At 40.0% G+C, this 22,918-nt stretch carries 21 protein-coding genes; 13 read left to right on the top strand and 8 right to left on the bottom strand.

Features of this window, described 5'->3' with window-relative positions:
* Positions 1–441: 441 nt before the first annotated feature.
* From gyrA to dnaA, 7 genes are all read right to left on the bottom strand, one after another.
* Positions 442–2,997, bottom strand: a complete 2,556-nt coding sequence (gene gyrA / locus PH210_RS16760) for a DNA gyrase subunit A (RefSeq protein WP_289987097.1) — start codon at positions 2,995–2,997, stop codon at positions 442–444.
* A 78-nt stretch (positions 2,998–3,075) separates the two neighbouring features.
* Positions 3,076–4,998: a DNA topoisomerase (ATP-hydrolyzing) subunit B gene (gyrB, locus tag PH210_RS16755; RefSeq protein WP_289987105.1), complete on the bottom strand. Its 1,923-nt coding sequence runs from the start codon at positions 4,996–4,998 to the stop codon at positions 3,076–3,078.
* Positions 4,999–5,076: 78 nt separating this feature from the next.
* Positions 5,077–5,325, bottom strand: coding sequence for an extracellular matrix regulator RemB (remB, locus tag PH210_RS16750; protein ID WP_289987096.1), 249 nt, complete (start codon positions 5,323–5,325; stop codon positions 5,077–5,079).
* Between the two features lie 8 nt (positions 5,326–5,333).
* Complete coding sequence (gene recF / locus PH210_RS16745) at positions 5,334–6,452, bottom strand: DNA replication/repair protein RecF (protein WP_289987095.1); 1,119 nt, start codon at positions 6,450–6,452, stop codon at positions 5,334–5,336.
* 167 nt (positions 6,453–6,619) lie between these two features.
* Positions 6,620–6,832 (bottom strand): S4 domain-containing protein YaaA, encoded by a 213-nt coding sequence (gene yaaA / locus PH210_RS16740; RefSeq protein WP_289987094.1) that lies wholly within the window; start codon positions 6,830–6,832, stop codon positions 6,620–6,622.
* 148 nt (positions 6,833–6,980) lie between these two features.
* The gene (gene dnaN, locus PH210_RS16735) at positions 6,981–8,117 is read right to left on the bottom strand and encodes a DNA polymerase III subunit beta (RefSeq protein ID WP_289987092.1); all 1,137 of its coding nucleotides are present in this window, start codon (positions 8,115–8,117) and stop codon (positions 6,981–6,983) included.
* Positions 8,118–8,301: 184 nt separating this feature from the next.
* Positions 8,302–9,648 (bottom strand): chromosomal replication initiator protein DnaA, encoded by a 1,347-nt coding sequence (dnaA, locus tag PH210_RS16730; protein ID WP_289987090.1) that lies wholly within the window; start codon positions 9,646–9,648, stop codon positions 8,302–8,304.
* A 692-nt stretch (positions 9,649–10,340) separates the two neighbouring features.
* Here dnaA and rpmH point away from each other — a divergent pair.
* The 11 genes from rpmH to PH210_RS16675 all read left to right on the top strand — a co-directional run bounded on the left by rpmH (position 10,341) and on the right by PH210_RS16675 (position 20,915).
* On the top strand, positions 10,341–10,475 hold the full coding sequence (gene rpmH, locus PH210_RS16725; protein ID WP_223595391.1) for a 50S ribosomal protein L34: 135 nt from the start codon (positions 10,341–10,343) through the stop codon (positions 10,473–10,475).
* A gap of 144 nt (positions 10,476–10,619) precedes the next feature.
* Entirely contained in the window at positions 10,620–10,967 is a 348-nt protein-coding gene (rnpA, locus tag PH210_RS16720) for a ribonuclease P protein component (protein WP_289987089.1), read from the top strand.
* Positions 10,968–11,106: 139 nt separating this feature from the next.
* Positions 11,107–11,880, top strand: a complete 774-nt coding sequence (gene spoIIIJ, locus PH210_RS16715) for a YidC family membrane integrase SpoIIIJ (protein WP_289987088.1) — start codon at positions 11,107–11,109, stop codon at positions 11,878–11,880.
* Entirely contained in the window at positions 11,877–12,500 is a 624-nt protein-coding gene (jag, locus tag PH210_RS16710; protein WP_223595387.1) for an RNA-binding cell elongation regulator Jag/EloR, read from the top strand. The genes spoIIIJ and jag overlap by 4 nt, the downstream gene beginning before the upstream one ends.
* Before the next feature lie 598 nt (positions 12,501–13,098).
* Positions 13,099–14,484, top strand: a complete 1,386-nt coding sequence (gene mnmE / locus PH210_RS16705) for a tRNA uridine-5-carboxymethylaminomethyl(34) synthesis GTPase MnmE (protein WP_289987087.1) — start codon at positions 13,099–13,101, stop codon at positions 14,482–14,484.
* Between the two features lie 79 nt (positions 14,485–14,563).
* A complete protein-coding gene (gene mnmG / locus PH210_RS16700; protein WP_289987086.1) occupies positions 14,564–16,453 on the top strand; it encodes a tRNA uridine-5-carboxymethylaminomethyl(34) synthesis enzyme MnmG in 1,890 nt (629 codons plus the stop codon).
* Positions 16,454–16,592: 139 nt separating this feature from the next.
* Positions 16,593–17,309: a 16S rRNA (guanine(527)-N(7))-methyltransferase RsmG gene (gene rsmG / locus PH210_RS16695; RefSeq protein WP_289987085.1), complete on the top strand. Its 717-nt coding sequence runs from the start codon at positions 16,593–16,595 to the stop codon at positions 17,307–17,309.
* A gap of 101 nt (positions 17,310–17,410) precedes the next feature.
* Positions 17,411–18,292, top strand: a complete 882-nt coding sequence (gene noc, locus PH210_RS16690) for a nucleoid occlusion protein (protein ID WP_289987084.1) — start codon at positions 17,411–17,413, stop codon at positions 18,290–18,292.
* A 213-nt stretch (positions 18,293–18,505) separates the two neighbouring features.
* The gene (locus PH210_RS16685; protein ID WP_289987083.1) at positions 18,506–19,267 is read left to right on the top strand and encodes a ParA family protein; all 762 of its coding nucleotides are present in this window, start codon (positions 18,506–18,508) and stop codon (positions 19,265–19,267) included.
* Positions 19,260–20,108, top strand: coding sequence for a ParB/RepB/Spo0J family partition protein (locus tag PH210_RS16680; protein ID WP_289987082.1), 849 nt, complete (start codon positions 19,260–19,262; stop codon positions 20,106–20,108). The genes PH210_RS16685 and PH210_RS16680 overlap by 8 nt, the downstream gene beginning before the upstream one ends.
* A gap of 90 nt (positions 20,109–20,198) precedes the next feature.
* A complete protein-coding gene (locus PH210_RS16675; RefSeq protein WP_289987081.1) occupies positions 20,199–20,915 on the top strand; it encodes a DUF554 domain-containing protein in 717 nt (238 codons plus the stop codon).
* A 34-nt stretch (positions 20,916–20,949) separates the two neighbouring features.
* Here PH210_RS16675 and yyaC read toward each other — a convergent pair whose 3' ends face one another.
* A complete protein-coding gene (yyaC, locus tag PH210_RS16670; RefSeq protein WP_289987080.1) occupies positions 20,950–21,564 on the bottom strand; it encodes a spore protease YyaC in 615 nt (204 codons plus the stop codon).
* Positions 21,565–21,716: 152 nt separating this feature from the next.
* Here yyaC and PH210_RS16665 point away from each other — a divergent pair, with 152 nt between their 5' ends.
* Positions 21,717–22,601 (top strand): mechanosensitive ion channel family protein, encoded by an 885-nt coding sequence (locus PH210_RS16665; RefSeq protein ID WP_289987079.1) that lies wholly within the window; start codon positions 21,717–21,719, stop codon positions 22,599–22,601.
* A gap of 15 nt (positions 22,602–22,616) precedes the next feature.
* Positions 22,617–22,814: a DUF951 domain-containing protein gene (locus PH210_RS16660; RefSeq protein WP_223595370.1), complete on the top strand. Its 198-nt coding sequence runs from the start codon at positions 22,617–22,619 to the stop codon at positions 22,812–22,814.
* Positions 22,815–22,918: the final 104 nt, after the last annotated feature.

Here is a 22,918-nt window from a genome sequence, read left to right as displayed (position 1 = left end):
ATTAGGCACGCCGCCAGCGTTCGTCCTGAGCCAGGATCAAACTCTCCAAGAAAGTTGATTAGCTCATAAAATAAAACGTTGGCTTCGTTTCAAATGAAACGAATATTATTGTTTGTTGACGTTTTTGTTTGTTTAGTTTTCAAAGATCAATTTTTTTCAATCGCTCGTAAGCGACTTAATAAATATATCATCTGTAATAATTTAAGTCAACGGTTTTTTAAAACTTTTTATAAAAGGCTATTTTCGCAAAGATTGTTGTTTTACGTATAAGTTCATCAACCCGTATAAAAGGATTCTTCGTGGCAACTTTTCGTAAGAACATTTGCGGATATTGCCTGGAAACTTTGTAAATGACTCTTAATTAATACCAGAGCAACAAAGTTTACGAAAAGAGCCTTATATAAAGAAAGGGAACATACCCTGTATGCTCCCTTTGGCTTCTTATTCTTCATCACCCTCAGGGGCAATTTCTTCAGAAGAGATTGTCTCTTCCTGGCTGTTTTCTTCATTCACAGAAGGGGTTTCTTCACCCTCAGTGCCGCTTTCATTCTCAACAGCTTCTTCCTCTTTCTCTACTTTAGCAACTGTGGCCACAAACTCATTTTCATTTTCTTTTATGCTAATGAGTTTGACACCTTGAGTATTCCGGCCTATTCTTGCAATACCAGCTACATCAATGCGAATAAGGACGCCGCCAGTTGTAATCAACATAAGATCTTCTTCCCCTGTTACGGCTCTCATGGAAACAAGATTTCCATTCTTCTCGGTTACGTGGCAAGTTTTGATACCTTTACCGCCTCGACCTTGAATTCGGTATTCAGCAGCAGGTGTACGTTTTCCGTAACCATTTTGGGTCACGATTAGAACATCATTGTCCTCTTCTAAAACTTCCATTCCGACCACTTCATCGCCTTGATCCAAAGTAATCCCTTTTACTCCGGTGGCAGTCCGCCCCATTGATCGGACATCTGTTTCCGGGAAACGGATTAACATACCGTTCTTTGTACCAATAATCATATCCTTTGATCCATCTGTCATGCGGACAGAGATCAGTTCATCACCTTCACGGAGACTCAATGCAATGAGACCATTGTTACGGATGTGCGCAAACGATGATAATGGTGAACGTTTTGAGATTCCTTCCTTGGTTGTAAAGAACAAGAACCAATCGTCCACGAATTCTTCCACCGGAATAATAGCGTTTACCCATTCTCCTTTTTCAATGCCAAGAAGGTTAATAATCGGAATTCCTTTTGCTGTTCGGCTATATTCTGGGATTTCATATCCCTTTGAGCGATATACTTTACCCTTATTGGTAAAGAACAGAATCGTATCATGGGTGGAAGTGGTGATTAAATGTTCAACGAAATCATCTTCATTCGTGCCCATTCCTTGAATGCCTCGTCCGCCGCGTTTTTGTGCACGGTATGTAGACACCGGCAGACGTTTAACATAACCGTTATGGGTTAGGGTAATGACAATATTTTCACGTGGAATTAAATCCTCATCCTCAATATTTTCAATACCGCCTGCTTGGATTTCTGTTCGGCGCTTATCATTGAAGCGTTCTTTAATTTCCAGTAATTCTTCGCGGATGATTTCAAGAATCTTTTCTTCATCAGCTAAGATTGCTTTTAATTCCGCAATAAGCTTCATAAGGCTTTGATATTCATCTTCAATCTTTTCTCTTTCTAAACCTGTTAAACGCTGTAGACGCATATCAAGGATTGCCTGGGCTTGTTTTTCAGAAAGATTAAATTCCCTCATTAAACCTTCGCGGGCAATATCAGTTGTTTGCGAGTTTCGAATAAGGGTAATCACGGCATCTAAATTGTCCAGCGCAATTCTTAAACCCTCTAAAATATGAGCACGTGCTTCCGCTTTACGAAGTTCAAATTCTGTTCTCCGGCGGATAACTACTCTTTGATGATCTAAGTAATAGACCAAGCATTGTTTTAGACTTAGCACCTTCGGCTGACCGTTCACAAGGGCCAGCGTATTAATTCCGAAGCTAGTTTGCAGGGCCGTCTGCTTATATAAGTTATTTAAGAGGACATTAGCATTAGCATCTTTACGGACCTCAATTACAATTCTCATTCCTCTGCGGTCAGATTCATCTCTAAGGTCAGTTATGCCATCAATTTTTTTATCACGTGCTAATTCCGCAATTTTTTCAATTAATTTTGCTTTATTTACTTGATATGGCAATTCATTTACGATAATGACTTCCTTGCCATTCGATTTTTGTTCAATCTCTACTTTAGCTCGGATAGTTATCGACCCTCGACCTGTTTCGTAGGCCTTACGAATACCACTCCGGCCAAGAATGATTCCTCCAGTCGGGAAATCCGGACCCGGAATTATCTCCATCAACTCTTGAGTAGTAACTTCAGGGTCATGACTGACCGCCAATACACCGTCAATGACTTCACCAAGCTGGTGGGGCGGGATATTGGTAGCCATACCGACCGCAATACCTGTAGTTCCGTTAACTAGCAGGTTTGGAAATCTTGCCGGCAGAACAACAGGTTCTTTTTCTTCACCATCATAGTTATCTTGGTAATCAATTGTGTCCTTGTTGATATCTCTTAATAATTCCATTGAGATTTTGGACATTCTCGATTCGGTATACCGCATCGCTGCTGCGGCATCTCCATCTACGGAACCAAAGTTCCCGTGTCCATCAACAAGCATATAACGATAGTTGAAGTCCTGCGCCATCCGAACCATCGTTTCATAAACGGCGGAATCGCCATGCGGGTGATATTTACCGATAACGTCACCGACGATACGAGCAGATTTTTTATATGGTTTGTCCGCATGGATTCCAAGATCATGCATAGCATATAAAATACGGCGATGTACGGGCTTTAAACCATCCCGAACATCTGGAAGGGCACGTGAAACGATAACACTCATTGCATAGTCAAGAAAGGAAGATTTCATTTCCTGACTGATATTAATCTCTTTTATTTGAGAATTTGGTGTTTCAGCCATATTTGGTACCTCCTATAATGATCACCTGGCCACCCAGGTAAAAGAAAAGGAGGATAGTGGTTAAACCTCTACCCTGATTTATATATCTAAGTTCTTAACATATTGTGCGTTAGCTTCAATGAAGTTCCGGCGTGGTTCTACTTTTTCACCCATAAGCATTTCAAACGTTTCATCTGCTTCGATCGCATCCTCAAGACTAACCTGAAGCATGCTTCGTTTTTCAGGATCCATCGTTGTTTCCCATAATTGTTCAGGATTCATTTCTCCCAAACCTTTATACCGCTGGATATTCGGCTTTGGCTGGCTTGGAAGCTCAGCGAAAATCCGTTCAAGCTCTTTATCGTTATACGCATACTCAATCCGTTTTCCTTGCTGCACTTTATAGAGCGGAGGCTGGGCAATATAAATATAACCTGCTTCTAATATTTTTCTCATGTAGCGATAGAAGAAAGTTAAAATCAGTGTTCGAATGTGAGCACCATCTACATCGGCATCCGTCATAATGACAATTTTATGATAACGCGCCTTCGAAATTTCAAAATCCTCGCCAATTCCTGTTCCAATGGCGGTAATCATTGCTCGAACTTCGTTGTTAGAAAGAATTTTATCTAAACGTGCTTTCTCAACATTAAGGATTTTCCCTTTTAACGGTAGAATCGCTTGGAAATGGCGATCACGGCCTTGTTTTGCAGAGCCGCCCGCAGAATCACCCTCAACGATATACAATTCGCTTTCATAGGGATCCTTAGAAGAACAATCCGCTAATTTACCCGGTAAACTGGAAACCTCTAACGCGCTTTTCCGGCGGGTTAATTCTCTGGCTTTCTTTGCAGCAAGCCTTGCTCTCGCAGCCATTAAGCCTTTATCGATAATTTTCCTGGCAACTGTCGGATTTTCCAGCATGAATTTTTCAAAATGACTAGCAAAGACAGTATCGGTTATCGCTCTTACTTCAGAGTTTCCGAGTTTTGTTTTTGTTTGTCCTTCAAATTGTGGATCAGGGTGTTTGACCGAAACAATAGCAGTTAATCCTTCACGAACATCCTCTCCAGAAAGGTTCGTATCATTTTCTTTAATCAAACCATTTTTTCGGGCGTAGTCATTAATGACCCTAGTTAAGGCTGTTTTAAAGCCTGATTCATGCGTTCCGCCTTCATAGGTATGGATATTATTAGCGAAGGAGTAAATGTTATCAGTATAGCCTTCGTTATATTGAAGAGCGACCTCCACACTAATGCCATCGCGCTCGCCATCAATATAGATTGGTTCTTCATGAATAACTTCCTTTGTACGGTTTAAATGCTCTACATAGGATTTAATACCGCCTTCGTAGTAATATTCATTATGTTTATTTTCAACTCTCTTATCTTCAATCGTGATTTTGATTCCTCGGTTAAGGAAGGCAAGCTCACGAAGACGAGTGGCTAGAATGTCATATTCATATACCAGGGTTTCAGTGAAAATTTCACCATCTGGTTTAAAGTGTGTAATGGTACCTGTTTTATCGGTAGTTCCAATTACCTCAAGTTCTTGGACAACCGCTCCGCGTTCAAATTTAATTAAGTGAATTTTACCTTCGCGGTGGACATAAACCTCAAGATCAGTGGAGAGGGCATTAACAACCGATGCACCAACCCCATGAAGTCCCCCAGAAACCTTGTAGCCTCCGCCGCCAAACTTACCGCCGGCATGGAGAACCGTCATTATGACCTCAACGGCGGGTCTGCCCATTTTCTCTTGAATATCAACCGGAATACCACGGCCGTTATCCTTTACTGTGATGCTATTGTCTTCCTCAATGAAAACATTGATTTCATTACAGAAGCCGGCCAGCGCCTCGTCAATACTGTTATCAACGATTTCCCAAACAAGATGATGGAGGCCTTTGCCGCTTGTTGAACCGATATACATACCAGGCCTTTTTCTTACTGCCTCAAGTCCTTCTAGAACCTGAATCTGTTCCGCACCGTAGGATTGTTCTTCTAAAGCTTTTTGTTCCATAGTCATACCTGTTCACCTGCACCTTCATACAAAAATATAGCTATATTTTCGTTATAAAAACAATAAGAATATGATGTATTAAAATTCCTGGATATTCAATTGGCTGGAACGTTTCTTTAACGTTCCAGAAGCAATTGGGGATAAATAAACTTTGTCATAGGTAATAATAATCGACTTAAAGGGGTTTTTGGATAAATTCATAACTTTCTCTTTATGGCGGCTCAAGAACTCCTCCACGAGCTCCGATTGGTTGGCACTTTCTTTATCCAGGATGGTAATAATATCCTTGGCCCGGATATTGTGGTCTTCCCCGATATGAATATACATGCTCCACCTCAGTTGACTTTCTTTATAGAGCCAGAATCCACAACATATGTGGAGGCTTCCTTCAATGTTTGATGGTCAATCCCCTCTACACTTGTGGTCGTCACAAAGGTTTGAACCTTGCCTTGGATGGTATTGAGCAGATGAGATTGTCTATAATCATCTAACTCTGATAACACATCGTCTAGAAGGAGAATCGGATATTCCCCAATTTCGGCATAGATTAGTTCAATTTCCGCAAGCTTTACAGACAATGCTGTTGTCCGCTGCTGACCTTGTGATCCAAAGGTTTGAACATCTCTTCCATTTACAAAAAACATCAAATCATCGCGATGAGGGCCAAACATGGTTGTTCCGCGTTCAATTTCCCTTGCGCGCACCTTCTCGAACTTTTCTTCAAAGCATGCTACCATTTTCGACAAATCTTGTCCTTCTAATACCTCTACGGAAGGTTTATAGTTTATTTCAAGCGATTCAAGCCCCCGGGATATCCCTTGGTGAATTGGTTTTGCCCAATTCTCAAGCAGCTTTAGGAACTCAAATCTTTTAGTGACAATTTTCACGGCAATTTGAATAAACTGTTCGGTTAAAATTTCAAGCATTGTCTGATCGGTTTGCTTTTTTATCTGCATCATTTTTAAATAATGATTACGCTGCTGGAGTATTTTTTGATATTGACTCATATCATGTAAGTAAATTGGCGAAACTTGCCCAATTTCCATATCAATAAACCGTCTTCGCACCTGCGGACTGCCCTTTACTAAGTTAAGGTCCTCTGGTGCAAACATGACTACATTCAAATTCCCCACATACTGGCTTAATTTTTGTTGTTCAATATGGTTAAGCCTTGCTTTTTTGCCTTTTTTGGAAATAACCAATTGCAGCGGAAGCGAGCTGTGTTGTTTTTGAACCCTGCCTTCTATTTTAGCATAATCTTGATCCCAGCGAATAAGATCTTTATCGTTTGATGTTCGGTGGGATTTAGCCATCGCTAACACATAAATGGATTCCATTACATTGGTTTTACCTTGAGCATTTTCTCCCAAGATTACATTTACTTTATTTTCAAATTCAATAAATAACTCATCATAATTGCGATAGTCTTTTAACGCTAATTTTTCAATATACATGCGCAGGACATCCTTAATAGAAATGCGGAAGCGCCTTGATCAGGGGCGACAAGCATAAGACAAGCCGTCGGGAAGGTTGCTTTTTAACCTTCTCGACGGATTGGCTGTAGACCTGCGAGCCCCTAGGCGCTGTAGCTAGACATTTCTCAAAGATTAACTTAATTTTTTTATTTAATGACAAATTCCCCAACACCGGCAATTTGAACCTTGTCACCTGCCCGAAGCTTTCTTCCTCTTCTTTGGTCTTGTTCACCATTGATAAATACCTCGTGTTCACTTAAAAACCATTTTGCCATTCCGCCAGATTGGATCACATCAGCTGCTTTTAAAAATTGTCCTAATGTAATAAATTCTGTGCTCAGCTTTATTTCTCCAGGCACACAAGTCACCCTCATTCCTAAAATGGTCTCAATACTTTATTTTACTAAATTTTCGCCTTAGATACAAAGGATTCTCAAAAGTTATCTCACAATAGTAAATATAGCCGCCAATGGTGTGGCGGCTATATACACTAGGTTGTATAAATATTTAGTACGTTCTTACAGGTAAAATCAGCTGCAAAATGGTTTCGTCATGAAGGGGACGAATCAGGAACGGGCGCATGGCTCCAGTAAAGCTTACTCTGATATCGGTTCCTTCTAATGCTTTTAGGGCATCCATCATATATTTTGCACTAAAGGAAATTTTTAAATCTTCTCCCTCGATCGCACCGCTTTGAATTTCTTCTACAACCTTACCGATCTCTGGTGTATTTGAAGAAATTTCGATAATTCCATCCTCAATTGTTGAAAATTTAACGACATTGTTTCTTCCTTCACGCGCAAGCAGAGAAGCACGATCAATCGCCTGCAAAAATTCCTTCGTATTGACTGTCACATCTGTTTTACTTTCACCTGGAATTAATCTTGATGTATCCGGATAGTTGCCTTCTAACAATCTTGAGAAAAATAATAAATGCTTGGCTTTAAATAAAATTTGATTTTCCGTAATCACGATATCGATTAATTCATTTGTGTCATCAATAATTTTACTTAATTCATTTAAGCTTTTTCCTGGAATAACGACATTATAGGTTTCGTTATTTGCCGTTTCAATTTTCGCTTTCCTTAATGCAAGTCTGTGGCTATCTGTTGCAATACAGGTTAACTCGCCATTTTCAATTCTCCAGTTTACACCTGTCAAGATTGGACGTGTTTCTGAGGTGGACACAGCAAAATGCGTTTGGCGAATCATCGCTTTTAACAAATCGGTCGCAATATGAAATTTATTATTTTCTTCTACTTGCGGCAGGTGAGGGTACTCTTCTGCATCAAGGCCGTTAAGGTTGAATTCTGATTTTCCGGAGCGGATAACGGTTTGCAGCGATCCAAGTACTTCAATTTCAACGGAATCAGTCGGTAATTTTTTTACGATTTCGCTAAAAAACTTAGCTTGTAAAACAATTGCTCCTGATTGTTTTATCTCTACAATTTCATCCCCAGACTCTTCTTTAGGAATAAAGGATTCAATGGAAACATCAGAATCACTTCCTGTTAAAGTAACTCCATCTGTTGTAGCAGCAATTTTAATTCCCGTAAGAATAGGTATGGTGGTTCTTGTTGTAACAGCCTTCATAACATCTTGAACACTTTGAACAAGACGATCGCGCTGGATAATAAATTTCATAATTAAATCCTCCCTGTAAGCATATTTTTAATGCGTAAGCATATAATATTATTTTTTAAAAAATATAGAAGAAGTACTAGTAGGCCCTGTTAGTATGTGGATAACTAGGAATTTCAATAGAAACACAGCCTATCCACATGTGGACAGACTGTGTGCAAGTCTTAGGGAGTTATTCACAATTAAGTTATATTTTCAACAGCTCATTCAATTCCTTCATTTGCTTCTGCAGCGTTGAATCGGATTGGAGGAGCTTGGATATTTTTTCATGAGCATGGATTACAGTCGTATGATCCCGGCCGCCGAACTCTTCTCCTATTTTAGGCAAAGAGTAATCGGTTAATTCACGTGATAAATACATCGCAATCTGCCGTGGGAAAGCAACAGACTTTGTCCGCTTTTTGGCTTTAAAGTCTTCAAGTTTGACACTATAGTGTTCCCCGACGACCCTTTGAATATCAAGAATCGTGATGACCTTTGGCTTCGAGCTTGGAATGATATCCTTCAATGCTTCCGAAGCTAAATCTGCATTGATATCTTTATTAATTAAAGATGAATAGGCAACGACACGAATTAAGGCACCCTCTAGTTCCCTAATGTTTGTATCGATTTGATTCGCAATATAGAGCATGACTTCGTTTGGTATATCAAGTCCTTCGGCTTTGGCCTTTTTACGAAGGATGGCAATTCTCGTTTCTAAATCAGGCGGAGTAATATCGGTAATTAAACCCCACTCAAAGCGGGAACGCAGGCGATCTTCCAATGTCGGAATTTCCCTTGGGGGTCTGTCACTTGAGATAACGATTTGTTTGCTTTCCTCATGGAGAGCATTAAAGGTATGGAAAAATTCTTCCTGAGTTGATTCTTTTCCAGCCAAAAACTGAATATCATCAATCAGAAGGACATCCACATTTCGATATTTATTGCGGAAGCTTTCCGCTTTATTGTCACGAATCGAGTTAATAAATTCGTTGGTAAATTTTTCAGACGATAAATAAACCACTTTTGCCGAAGGTTTATGATCTAGAACATAATGGCCTATCGCATGCATTAAGTGGGTTTTTCCTAATCCTACACCCCCATAAATAAAGAGAGGATTGTAGGCCTTTGCCGGTGCTTCAGCTACAGCAAGTGAGGCAGCATGGGCAAATCTATTGCCGGAACCAATAACAAACGTATCAAATAAGTACTTTGGATTTAATATGTTTGGAGAAAATTCCGTGTGATCATCATCCTTTTTCGCCTTTTTTGGAGGCGTTGGCAGATCGAGTTCTTCCTCTTTTTGATTTTGCGGAATAATAAACTTGGCCGATAATTCTTCTCCCGTTATTTCATAAAGAATTCCTGCAATTAACTGAGAATAGCGTTCTTCCAGCCAATCGCGGGCAAATTCATTTGGAGCTGTCACGACAAGCAGATTGCCTTGAAGGGAATGAGCCTTTGTCGACTTTAGCCAAGTATCAAAGCTGGGTTTGCTTATTTTCTTTTCTATATTGGCTAGAGCTGCATTCCAAAGATCCGCAATATTTTCCAACTAGTTTCCCTCCTTTTTTCTGATTTTTTATATTTAAATGCATTTCGCTGCTGTCTAACTCCGAAAAAAATTATTTGTATATGGAGTATTCTTTTCTCAACCAGGTATCCTATTCGACAAAGTTTAAGTGAAAATCGTTTGTCAATTTAGGAGTACAATCTATGAATTTAGCAATATACGAAACATTGGTTGTGGAAAACATATAATAAGGAAATAAAGTGGAGTTTCGACAATATCCACCCCTTGTGGACAAGTTTTTACAGAGACCTAGAATAACATGTCCACATGTTATCCACAATTTGTGGATAAGCATTTTTGGGGATGAAGTTATTCAGAGTGAAAACACAAATATAATATCAAATAATAGCAAGGTGTGCAATGGTTTTTCGAAGTTTATCCACAACTGTAACATTGTGTGTATAATAATTGTCCACAAGAATTGATTTTGTGAAAAAGCTGTCAATATCTTGTGTGGATAATGCGAAATGTGTCGATTTTTTATCCACAGGCACGAAAAAACGGATTTGAGATGAAATTTTTTTTCATGCCGTTCTTCTTAACGAAAGTATGTAAAAAAATTTGGAAATAGGAAACAATAGCTGGAGAGTGGTTGACAATTTGGGATGGACATCTTTATAATAATTAAGACTGTCATTTGTAATTGAGAGTTATTCCTCGGGGAGGTGTCATATATGAAAAGAACGTACCAACCAAATACACGTAAACACAGCAAAGTTCACGGATTCCGCAGTCGTATGAGCTCAGCAAACGGACGTAAGGTTCTTGCTCGTCGCCGTCGTAAAGGAAGAAAAGTATTATCAGCTTAGACCACTGAAACGTCTCAGTGGTCTTTTTTCTAATTATAAGCGGAAGCGCCTTGATCAGGGAAAAAGCAGTTCACCTTTCCCTAGGCGCTGGAGCTGGAAAGCTATCAAAGTTCAAAGAACGTTATTAAATGAAGGAGTTTTTTTATGAAAAAAGAATTCCGAATTAAAAAGAATAAAGAATTTCAATCAGCCTTCCAGAAAGGCCGTTCATTTGCGAATCGACAATTTGTTGTCTATGCCTTATCAAAAGAAGAACAGGCTCATTTTCGAATTGGACTATCTGTCAGCAAAAAGATTGGAAATGCTGTTACAAGGAATCGGATTAAAAGATACCTCAGACAATCTGTTTTCGAGCTTAAAGATCAGCTGGCTGTGGGAAATGATTTCGTGATCATTGCAAGAAAGCCTGCAGCTGAAATGGATTTTTTCGAGGTCAAAAAGAGTCTGACCCATGTACTAAAGGTCGGCAAGGTTTTGAAGAAAAACTTTTAGGGCGATAATTGTAAAGCAATGAAGACAATTCATTTAAATAAATGATAAAATACCTATGATATATCCTAATGGAAATATATACATAAAAAGTTTACCTACACACTTTTTCACTATATATGTTGCAAGGAGGAAAAATTGGTTGAAAAAAAGAATATTTCTTTCATTCGGCCTTCTTTCTGTTTTTCTGTTCCTCACAGGGTGCAGTGAAATAAAGAAGCCAATTACTGCCGAAAGTACGGGCTTTTGGAATGAATACATTGTCTATCCTTTGTCCTGGCTGATTAAAGAAGGTGCTCATTTACTTGGGGGCAGCTTTGGTTTATCGCTTATTGTCGTAACGATCTTAATCAGGCTGGCTATCCTGCCGTTAATGATTAAGCAGACAAGAAGCTCAAAAGCGATGCAGGCTTTGCAGCCGGAAATGAAGGCTCTTCGTGAAAAATATAGCTCGAAGGATCAAAAGACACAGCAAAAGCTGCAGCAGGAAACGATGGCGCTTTTTCAAAAGCATGGCGTAAATCCTATGGCTGGATGCTTTCCTTTAATTGTGCAAATGCCAATCCTGATTGGTTTTTATCATGCCATTTCAAGAACAAGGGAAATTGCCCAAGACAGCTTCCTGTGGTTTGACCTTGGTGAAAAGGATCCGTACTACATTTTACCAATCGTTGCAGGTATCACAACATTTATTCAGCAAAAATTGATGATGGCTGGACAGGAGCAGAATCCGCAAATGGCGATGATGCTTTGGATGATGCCGATTATGATTGTCGTTTTTGCTTTTAATTTCCCAGCAGCTCTGTCCTTGTACTGGGTTGTCGGAAATATCTTTATGATTGTTCAAACCTATTTTATTAAAGGGCCGGATCTGAGGGCACAGGCCACCGGCAAAGCGGGAGGAGCAAAAAAGTGAAACAAGTAACTGCTACAGGACAAACAGTCGAAGAAGCAGTAGAATCAGCTTTAGCTCAATTAAAGACAACAAAAGACCGCACAGATGTTGACATTATTGACGAAGGAAAAAAAGGGATTTTCGGTATTTTTGGTTCACGTCCAGCTGTTGTAAAGGTAACCGTCATTATCGATCCGCTAGAGGAAGCGAAGAAATTTTTAACTCAAGTTAGTGAACAAATGGGTGCCCCTGCGGAAATTGAGATTAAGCGGGACGGCAAGCAGGTTCAGTTCATCATGACTGGGGAAAAGATTGCGCTTTTGATTGGAAAAAGGGGCCAAACTTTAAATTCACTTCAATATTTGACGCAATTAGTGATTAACCGCTTCTCCAATCAGTATTTAACTGTTATATTGGACGCTGAAGATTACCGAAACAGACGAAATGAAACCCTTATTCAACTTGCACATCGTCTTGCTGAGAAAGCAGTCAAGACTGGGAAAGATGTTGCATTAGAGCCGATGCCTTCCTATGAGCGTAAAGTTATTCATTCCGCTTTATCTGAAAATAAACGCGTGAAAACTTTTTCCGATGGATCGGAGCCTCATCGATTTATTGTCATATCACCAGTAAGAAGATAAATAATACTAAAGCACCCTATCGAATTTCGATAGGGTGTTTTTTTATAAGCTAAGGGGAAATCCGCTTGCAATGTGCTTGTTAGGGACACGAATTACGGAAAACGACGGTCCGAGTCCGCAATAAGAGCTATTGAGGACATGGGAGTCGAAAAATCAAGGAGCCGAGTCCACTATAAGGGCTATAGAGGACACTGGAGACGAAAAATCAGGGAATCAAGTCTGCAATTAAGCTTATAGAGGAATCGTAATTCAGAATAACAACCGTCCGAGTCCGTAATCCGAAACATTTTTTTTGGGACTCTTTGTTTACACTCTAAACCAATCAATTTCCCCAAAATTTGTTTTTGATTTTTGCAAAAACGTAATTTCTAGGATCTTTATAAAAAAATTTTCAACTTTACAAACAATGTTCCCTTATTTTTGTTTTATTGTTATTCACATGTGGATAAGTTAAAATAATAAATGGACAATACTGTACTGTGGATAATTTTTAACGAAGTGGTTTGCTTTTTTAACAGAAATTGATGTGGTATTCTAGTGTTTTGGATAAAAAAATAATTTTCATATATAAATATGGTTTTTAAGTGAGGTGAAGTAGATGGAGTTTGATACAATTGCAGCGATCTCGACGCCAATGGGTGAGGGAGCCATCGCCATCGTCCGATTGAGCGGGGATGATGCGATAAAAATAACTGATAAGCTTTTTAAAGGGATTGGCGGGAAGAAGCTGTCTGAGCAACCGACCCATACAATTCACTATGGCCATCTAATCGATGCAAAGAGCGACGAAGTGGTTGAAGAGGTAATGGTTTCTGTGATGAAGGGGCCAAAAACCTTTACAAAAGAGGATGTAGTGGAAATTAACTGCCACGGCGGAATCGTGTCAGTTAATCGAGTCCTCCAGCATGTTTTAAAAAACGGAGCAAGATTAGCAGAGCCGGGTGAATTTACAAAACGGGCATTTTTAAATGGACGGATTGATTTATCGCAGGCAGAGGCAGTCATGGATTTAATTAGAGCGAAAACAGACCGGGCCATGAATGTCGCCCTTGGGCAGATGGAAGGGCGCCTATCGAAGCTGATTAAACGACTGCGTCAGGAAATTCTAGAAATCCTGGCCCATATTGAAGTGAATATTGATTATCCGGAATATGACGATGTTGAAGAGATGACTCATACTATGCTGCTGCCAAAAGCTCACATTGTAAGAGAGGAAATTACCAAGCTTTTGCAAACATCTCAGCAAGGAAAAATTTTAAGAGAAGGCCTTTCCACTGTTATTGTTGGCCGGCCGAATGTTGGAAAATCCTCTTTATTAAACAGTCTGGTGCAAGAAAACAAGGCGATTGTCACTGATATACCAGGGACTACCCGCGATGTGATAGAAGAGTATGTCAATGTACGGGGTGTACCGCTTCGACTTTTGGATACAGCGGGAATCAGGGAAACAGAGGATATCGTTGAACGGATTGGTGTCGAGCGTTCGCGACAGGTATTAAAAGAGGCAGATTTAATTTTGCTCGTGTTGAATTACTCGGACAAGCTGACAAAAGAGGATGAAAATCTATTCGAAGCCGTTAAGGGAATGGATGTCATCGTCATTGTCAATAAAACAGATTTGCCGCAGCAAATTGATTTAGACCGGGTGAAAGAATTAGCGAAGGAGTATAAGCTAGTAACGACTTCACTATTAGAAGACCAAGGAGTAGATGAACTGGAAGAGGCGATTTCCTCTTTATTCTTTGCTGGTTCACTTGAAGCTGGTGATATGACCTATGTTTCAAACAGCCGTCATATTGCGTTATTGAATCAAAGTTTGAACTCAATCGAAGAAGCTATTGAAGGTGTAGAATTGGGCACTCCGATTGATATTGTACAAATAGATTTAACAAGAACCTGGGAATTGCTTGGGGAAATCATCGGCGACAGCGTCCATGAAAGCCTCATTGATCAGTTATTCTCACAGTTTTGTTTAGGAAAGTAGAAAAGCAGAAGCGCCTTAGGCGCCGGAGCGAGACAATTAGTAGGTAGGTTTCCGTTTTTAACGGAAAAGGAGGATCAACATGCAATACGAAGCAGGCAGTTACGACGTTATTGTCGTCGGTGCCGGTCATGCTGGCTGTGAGGCAGGCCTCGCGGCGGCAAGACTTGGTGCCAAAACATTAATGATTACTATCAATCTCGATATGGTTGCCTTTATGCCATGTAACCCATCGGTAGGTGGTCCTGCCAAGGGCATTGTCGTACGGGAAATCGATGCATTAGGCGGAGAAATGGGCAAAAACATCGATAAAACCCATATTCAAATGAGAATGCTGAACACAGGCAAAGGGCCAGCTGTACGAGCATTAAGAGCACAGGCGGATAAATTTGCCTATCAGCATGAAATGAAAAAAACAATTGAAGATGAACCGAATATGACGTTAATCCAAGGCATGGTCGAGCGGTTAATTGTCGAAGACGGAAATTGCAAGGGTGTAATTACCAAAACAGGCGCCGTCTATCGTTCAAAAACGGTTGTCATTACGACGGGGACCTTCCTGCGCGGGGAAATCATCCTGGGTGAATTAAAATATTCGAGCGGTCCGAATAATCAGCAGCCATCCATTAAGCTGTCTGAGCACTTAGAAGAGCTTGGATTTGATTTAGTCCGATTTAAAACTGGAACGCCGCCAAGAGTAAACAGCCATACGATTGATTATAGCAAAACGGAAATTCAGCCTGGTGATGAAACGCCAAGGGCCTTTTCCTATGAAACAACGAAATATATTACCGATCAGCTCCCATGCTGGTTAACCTATACCAATGAACATACACATCAGTTAATTGATAATAACCTGCACCGCTCCCCGATGTATTCCGGGATGATTAAAGGAACAGGACCGCGTTACTGCCCATCGATTGAAGATAAAGTCGTACGTTTTAATGATAAGCCGCGCCACCAAATTTTCCTTGAGCCAGAGGGCCGAAATACGCAGGAAGTATATGTTCAAGGTTTATCAACAAGTCTTCCTGAAGACGTGCAGCAGCAAATTCTTAAAACCATTCCAGGTCTTGAAAACGTACAAATGATGCGATCCGGTTATGCAATTGAGTATGATGCGATTGTCCCTACACAATTATGGCCAACCCTTGAAACAAAGGTCGTGCAAAACTTGTATACGGCGGGGCAGATTAATGGTACGTCTGGATACGAGGAAGCGGCAGGACAGGGCTTAATGGCCGGAATTAATGCAGGGCTTAATGCACTTGGTCGGGAACAGTTAGTGTTAAGTCGTTCCGATGCCTATATCGGAGTATTAATCGATGATTTGATTACAAAAGGAACAAATGAGCCTTACCGATTACTAACGTCAAGAGCGGAATACCGCTTGCTGCTGCGTCATGATAATGCCGATTTGCGTTTAACTGAAACCGGTCATGAAATTGGCTTAATTACCGATGAACGCTATCAGAAATTTTTAACCAAAAAAGACGCGATTGAGACAGAAAAGGAACGTTTACTCTCCATTATTTTAAAGCCTTCTGCTGAGGTGCAAGAACTAATAAGAAGCATCGGCGGCAGTGAATTAAAGGATGGAATCCGTGCCTCTGATTTGTTAAAAAGACCAGAAATGACGTATTCATTGCTGGAAACTCTAACTAAATCTGATGCTCCGCTTGATGATGAAACAAAGGAACAGGTGGAAATTCAAATTAAGTATGAGGGATATATTGAAAAATCTCTGCAGCAAGTCGATCGCTTAAAGAAAATGGAGAATAAGAAAATCCCTGAAAACATCGATTATGATGCGATAACAGGACTGGCAACAGAAGCAAGACAAAAACTAAAGCAGATCAAGCCATTATCTCTTGCTCAGGCCTCTAGAATTTCCGGGGTAAACCCTGCGGATATCTCCATTCTTCTTGTATACTTAGAACAAGGCCGGGTTGCGAGAATATCAAATGAATAACCAGAAGAGCGGAAGCGCCTTGATCAGCCCCCGCAAGCATAAGACAAGCCGGTGAGAAGGTTGCCCTTAAACCTTCTTGCCGGATGGGCTTAGACCAAAGAGGGGCTAGGCGCTTGAGCTGGACAGCGAGGATTTTTAAATGAATATTGAACAATTTAAAGAGAGTCTTCAGGAACAGGGCATTACCCTTACGGACAGGCAGCTTAACCAGTTTGAAAAATATTATGAGACTTTGGTTGAATGGAATGAAAAAATGAATTTAACAGCCATCACCGATAAGGATGATGTCTATTTAAAGCACTTTTATGATTCCATTACGGCAGCATTTTATTTTGATTTTACTAAACCTTTTCATCTCTGTGATGTCGGGGCAGGTGCGGGATTTCCGAGCATCCCGCTAAAAATAGTTTTCCCGGAAATAGAAGTAACGATTGTGGATTCATTGAATAAGCGAATTTCCTTTTTAAACCATCTTGCAAACGTTTTGGAATTAGAGAATGTTCATTTTGTCCATGACCGGGCGGAAACCTTTGGGGTAAATCCGGAATATCGCGAAAATTTTGATGTTGTGACAGCAAGGGCCGTTGCAAGGATGTCGGTTCTCAGTGAATTCTGTCTTCCGCTTGTCAAAGTCGGCGGGGACTTTATTGCCATGAAGGCCGCATCAGCCAAAGAAGAATTGGCAGTGGGTCAAAAAGCAATAACCACACTCGGCGGCAAGCTGGATAAAATGTTTACTTTTACATTGCCATTTGAAGAAAGCGAAAGAAGTATTTTAATTATTAATAAGGAAAAACAGACGCCGAAGAAATATCCGCGAAAACCAGGGACACCAGGTAAAGCACCAATCGAGTAACGGAAGGCTCGCAAATTTTGTGAAAATTACCTCGTTAGGCAGGAAGATATTATTCGTTTATAGAATTAGTAATAGGGAGTTTCGTAAAGGTGGTGTTGGGGATGAAAAATTCATTTACACGCTTTTTTGGCTTTGGTGAAAAAGGAGAACAAGAGGCTGCGGTTGGTCTTGAGGAAGAAATAGAAATAGAAATTGAAGTGGAAAGAAATGAAGAAATTAAAAAAATTCCAATTGACCAGATAGTGCCTAACCGTTTTCAGCCGCGAACAGTATTTGATGAAGATAAGATTGAAGAATTATCACGAACGATACACATACATGGTATCATTCAACCGATTGTAGTTAGAGAATTTGCAATTGGCAAATATGAGATCATCGCCGGTGAGCGCCGCTGGCGGGCCATGAAAAAACTAGACTGGACAGAAGTGCCAGCGATTGTAAAAAATTTATCAGATACCGAAACGGCTTCTGTGGCATTGATTGAAAATTTGCAGCGGGAAGAGCTATCGCCGATTGAAGAAGCGATTGCGTACGGAAAACTGCTCGAACTGCACAACCTCACGCAAGAGGCACTAGCACAGCGGCTTGGCAAAGGCCAATCGACTGTCGCCAATAAATTGCGGCTTTTAAAATTACCGCAGCCGGTACAGGAAGCCTTATTAAATAAAATCATTACTGAGCGGCATGCACGTGCCTTGATTCCACTTAAGGATCCAGAAAAACAGGTGGTCCTCATGGCTGAGGTTATTGAAAGGAATTTGAATGTTAAGCAGACCGAGGATCGCGTTGTCAGGATGCTTGAACAAAAAAATGAAAAACCCAAGCCGAAACGCAAAGCATTTAGCAAGGATATGAGAATCGCCGTCAATACCATTCGTCAATCGTTGACAATGGTAACCGACAGCGGGATTAATCTTGACGCTGAGGAAGAAGAATTTGACGAATTTTACCAATTTACAATTCGGATTCCAAAGAAAAAATAATTTACGTTTTAGAAGAACCATACAATCATACTTGTTTGGTTCTATTTTTTTGGAAAAATTAACTGATTGGAATATTTTTAGAAAAAAAACAAAAACCTATCAATTTCATGTTAAAATATAGGAATGAAATTTTACTTTCTTTCTTTTATGGAGGATAATTTTTAATAGATTCCTAGAATAAAATTTTTCAAGATATAAAGGGTAGGTGACATCGTGGGCAAAGTTCTTGCGATCGCGAATCAAAAAGGTGGAGTCGGCAAAACGACTACCTCTGTCAACCTAGGCGCCTGCTTAGCACACATAGGGAAACGTGTCTTATTGGTAGACATTGACCCGCAGGGAAATGCAACAAGCGGGATTGGAATTGAAAAGGCAGAAGTTGAACAGTGTATCTATGATGTTTTAGTAGACGATGTCGAAGTAAATGAAGTTATTAAACCATCATCTGTTGAAAATTTATACGCACTTCCAGCAACCATCCAGCTGGCTGGAGCAGAAATTGAACTCGTTCCGACGATTTCCAGAGAGGTCCGTTTAAAACGCGCCCTCGGAGAGGTTAAGGATCAATTTGACTATATTATTATTGATTGTCCGCCATCCTTAGGTTTATTAACCATCAATGCTTTAACAGCTTCCGATGCCGTTTTAATCCCAGTACAATGTGAATATTATGCGCTTGAAGGACTAAGTCAGCTCTTGAATACCGTAAGACTGGTGCAAAAGCATTTAAATCAAGAATTAAAAATTGAAGGAGTATTACTAACAATGCTTGATGCAAGGACTAATCTTGGCATTCAAGTCATTGAAGAAGTAAAAAAATACTTCCAAGACAAGGTTTATAAAACAATTATTCCTAGAAATGTGCGTCTAAGTGAAGCTCCAAGTCATGGGGAACCGATCATTACCTATGATGCAAAATCCCGCGGAGCAGAAGTCTATTTAGATTTAGCGAAGGAAGTGGTCTCAAATGGCTAAAGGATTAGGAAAAGGCCTTAATGCATTTTTTGCGGATGTCGGCAAAGAAGAAACAGTCCAAGAAATTAAACTTAAGGAGCTGCGGCCGAATCCCTACCAGCCACGTAAAACCTTCCACCAAGATACAATCGATGAATTAAAAGAGTCGATTTTAGAACATGGAATCCTACAGCCGCTCGTTGTTAGAAAAACAATCAAGGGCTATGAAATTGTTGTCGGTGAACGCCGTTTCCGGGCTGCTAAAGAAGCGAAGCTTGAAACAGTCCCAGCGGTCGTTCGCGAGCTTTCTGAACAGCAAATGATGGAATTGGCTGTCCTCGAAAATCTTCAACGGGAAGATTTGAATCCGATTGAAGAGGGACTTGCCTACCAAACATTAATGGAAAAGCTGAAGCTGACACAAGAGGAAGTAGCGAAACGCTTAGGCAAAAGCCGGCCGCATATCGCTAATCATATTAGGCTGCTTTCCCTTCCTCCCCATATTCAAGAGTTAATTTCAGCAGGAAAAATATCAATGGGTCACGGCCGTGCCTTATTAGGACTAAGACAAAAAGCTAAGTTGCCTGTTTTAATCGAAAAAATTATCAATGAAGCGTTAAACGTCCGCCAGTTGGAAAAATTAATTCAACTATTAAATGAAGATGTTTCACGTGAAACAAAAAAGCCTGAGAAGAAAAAGGATGTTTTCATTCAGGAACGTGAGCATTCGTTGCGTGAGCGTTTTGGCACGACAGTGAATATTAAGCAAAATAACAATAAGGGGAAAATAGAAATTGAATTTTTCTCGCAGGAAGATCTGGAACGGATTCTTGAAATGCTTGGCCAGGAAGAGTCATTTTAAAACCATCCAAAGGGATGGTTTATTTTTTTATCTTAATATGATAGTTTAGTAATATTAATTATTTCGAAAGGCTAAATAAGGTGAAACATCATGTTTTTACTAGGAACAATAGTTAACGGACTATTAATAGTGATTGGTACTCTTCTCGGTAAGCTGTTAAACCGAATTCCAGAGGGAATGAAAGTCACGGTCATGTATGCCATTGGCTTGTCCGTTATGGTTTTAGGATTGCAAATGGGCTTCAAAAGCGAAAATTTCCTAATTGTCATTATAAGTCTAGTAGTTGGTGCGGTAGTCGGTGAGCTGTTAAAACTCGAGGATAAATTAAATGATTTGGGCGGCTGGCTGGAAAAAAGGGTCGGTTCCAATGGAAAAGGCAGTATTTCAGAGGGGTTTGTCACGGCCACTTTAATCTTTGTGATTGGTGCCATGGCAATTATCGGAGCCCTTGACAGCGGTATTCGCGGCGATCATGATGTATTGTATACGAAATCTTTGATTGACGGATTCACTGCATTGATTTTAACGACCACACTTGGAATTGGTGTCATTTTTTCAGCGATTCCTGTTGTACTTTATGAAGGTTTGATTGCCTTATTTGCCACACAAATTGACCGTTTTGTCCCCCAAGCCTTGATGGATCAATTCATCGTTGAAATGACAGCAACAGGCGGTATTATGATTTTTGCCATTGGTCTTAATCTTACCGGAATGGTGAAAATAAGGGTCGCAAACCTTCTCCCTGGCATTGTAATCACGGGAATCATTGTCACCGGTATGTATTTTTATCATACTTTCTTACAATAAATGGAATCACAAAAAGAGCACCCCTGTGCTCTTTTTAATTTGTTTTTTCTTCATCTAACCATTTTAAATCGTTCCAGCGCTGCTTTGGATACAAGAGGCTGGCTTCGTAAATTCCGCCGGCGATCGTTTTCGCCATTTTCATCACTAGATTTAACCGTGTATTTTGTAATACAAAGAATTCCATAAACCCGCTGACATTGACAATCCCAGTGATATGGATATCGCCAACAGCTGGAAGCTCCTTGTTTACCCCGGCGCCTGGCTTGACTGGACCATGCCCAAGTTGAATGACACCGACATTTTTCATCCTTCCCAGACAGGCATCGATTCCGATAATAAACGGGTCTACATGCTTAATATGAATTTCCTTTAGCTTTTCTGCTAAATTCACTGCATGGATCGGCTCATCTAATGTTCCATATACATAAAAGGATTTCAGTTCTTTTTCTTCAAGCAATGTTCCGACAAGTGGTCCTAATGAATCTCCGGTGGAGCGGTCTGTACCAATACAAACAAATACGATCGGGCGGCTAGTCACTTTTGGAATGGCGGCCAGCAATTCCTCCGCTAAATTTTCGGATGCCTGATCATCATCATGAATGATGCGAGTCTTGCTCCTCCTGTCAAAAAAGTTCGTTTTTAGATTCATTAATCCCACTCCCTACTCTAAGTTTTATTAGTATACGGAAAATTCAGTAAATCTATACATGAAGTGGATAGAAAATGAAAAAATCATAATGCTACAATGTAAGAAAGAAAATTGTTAAAATAGATGTGGTTTAGATAAAGGAAGGTGGATGTATGAGTCTAACTGAAAAAGGCATGGAAAAATTGATTAATAAATTTCAAAATGAAGATACGTGGTTAAACTTGGGCGAAGGGCTATTAAAGATTATCGCCATTCTTGTCATTGCCAATATATTAATCCGCATTGGAAAATTGGCCATTCATAACATATTTAAAATTAGAAACCTCTCTCCGCTCAGTACTTCCGAACGACGCGAAGAGACCCTCTCAAAACTTTTAGATAATATCCTTTCTTATGTGGTTTATTTTATTGCTTTTATGATGATTCTTTCCGTATTAGGAATCGATGTAAAGGCCCTTCTTGCCGGTGCCGGGATTGTCGGCTTGGCTGTAGGTTTTGGCGCCCAAAGTTTGGTTAAAGATGTGATTACAGGATTTTTTATCATTTTTGAAGACCAATTTTCGGTCGGTGACCATGTCCGCATCGGACAGTTTGAGGGAACGGTTCAGACAATAGGCTTACGGACGACCAAATTAAAAAGCTGGACTGGGGAAGTCCATATTCTTCCAAATGGCAGTATTATGGAAGTAACCAACTTTTCCCTTAATAATAGCATTGCAATAATTGATGTCGGAATTGCTTATGAGGAAGATATTGATAAGGCTGAGACAGTCATTAAAGATTTACTTGAAAAAATGCCGGAACAATATGAGGAATTAGTAAAAGCTCCGGAGTATTTGGGCATTCAAAATTTTGGACCATCAGAAGTAATAATTAGAATTATTGCTGAAACATTGCCAATGAAGCATGCTGCAGTTACGAGGAAAATAAGAAAAGATATCAAAATTGAACTAGATGCCCATGGAATTGAAATTCCATATCCACGCATGGTGATGTTCTCGAAGGATTCAAGTAATGTAAAAGAACCAAGTGTTTAAAGGATGGTGAGTCGGGTGGAGGAAAAAGAGTTTGCTTTAAACGATGTGGTTGAAATGAAGAAACAGCATCCGTGCGGGACGAATCGCTGGAAGATTATCCGCATGGGGATGGATGTCCGCATTAAATGTGAAGGCTGCGGCCATAGTGTTCTCATTCCAAGGAGAGAGTTTTCAAGAAAAATGAAGAAAATTTTGGTTAAGCATGAAGAATAATTTTCATGCTTCTTTTTTTGGGATGCTGTATTATTTTTATTAGATAAGGCTCTTTTCGTAAACTTTGTTACTTTTGGAACTTATTAAGGGTCATTTACAAAGTT

Origin of the sequence: Paenibacillus sp. BSR1-1 (assembly GCF_030403775.1) — a bacterium.
GTDB lineage: Bacteria > Bacillota > Bacilli > Bacillales > Cytobacillaceae > Neobacillus.
Note: the sequence above shows the minus strand (reverse complement) of the source record. Positions and strands in the feature narration are given on the sequence as shown.

Excerpts from the sequence above, each read along its gene's own strand:
- gyrB (WP_289987105.1), bottom strand. The coding sequence starts at position 4,998 with ATGGAACAAAAAGCTTTAGAAGAACAATCCTACGGTGCGGAACAGATT.
- rpmH (WP_223595391.1), top strand. The coding sequence starts at position 10,341 with ATGAAAAGAACGTACCAACCAAATACACGTAAACACAGCAAAGTTCAC.
- gyrA (WP_289987097.1), bottom strand. The coding sequence starts at position 2,997 with ATGGCTGAAACACCAAATTCTCAAATAAAAGAGATTAATATCAGTCAG.
- remB (WP_289987096.1), bottom strand. The coding sequence starts at position 5,325 with ATGTATATTCATATCGGGGAAGACCACAATATCCGGGCCAAGGATATT.
- rnpA (WP_289987089.1), top strand. The coding sequence starts at position 10,620 with ATGAAAAAAGAATTCCGAATTAAAAAGAATAAAGAATTTCAATCAGCC.
- yyaC (WP_289987080.1), bottom strand. The coding sequence starts at position 21,564 with ATGAATCTAAAAACGAACTTTTTTGACAGGAGGAGCAAGACTCGCATC.
- PH210_RS16675 (WP_289987081.1), top strand. The coding sequence starts at position 20,199 with ATGTTTTTACTAGGAACAATAGTTAACGGACTATTAATAGTGATTGGT.
- PH210_RS16665 (WP_289987079.1), top strand. The coding sequence starts at position 21,717 with ATGAGTCTAACTGAAAAAGGCATGGAAAAATTGATTAATAAATTTCAA.
- mnmE (WP_289987087.1), top strand. The coding sequence starts at position 13,099 with ATGGAGTTTGATACAATTGCAGCGATCTCGACGCCAATGGGTGAGGGA.
- recF (WP_289987095.1), bottom strand. The coding sequence starts at position 6,452 with ATGTATATTGAAAAATTAGCGTTAAAAGACTATCGCAATTATGATGAG.
- rsmG (WP_289987085.1), top strand. The coding sequence starts at position 16,593 with ATGAATATTGAACAATTTAAAGAGAGTCTTCAGGAACAGGGCATTACC.
- noc (WP_289987084.1), top strand. The coding sequence starts at position 17,411 with ATGAAAAATTCATTTACACGCTTTTTTGGCTTTGGTGAAAAAGGAGAA.
- mnmG (WP_289987086.1), top strand. The coding sequence starts at position 14,564 with ATGCAATACGAAGCAGGCAGTTACGACGTTATTGTCGTCGGTGCCGGT.
- PH210_RS16680 (WP_289987082.1), top strand. The coding sequence starts at position 19,260 with ATGGCTAAAGGATTAGGAAAAGGCCTTAATGCATTTTTTGCGGATGTC.
- dnaN (WP_289987092.1), bottom strand. The coding sequence starts at position 8,117 with ATGAAATTTATTATCCAGCGCGATCGTCTTGTTCAAAGTGTTCAAGAT.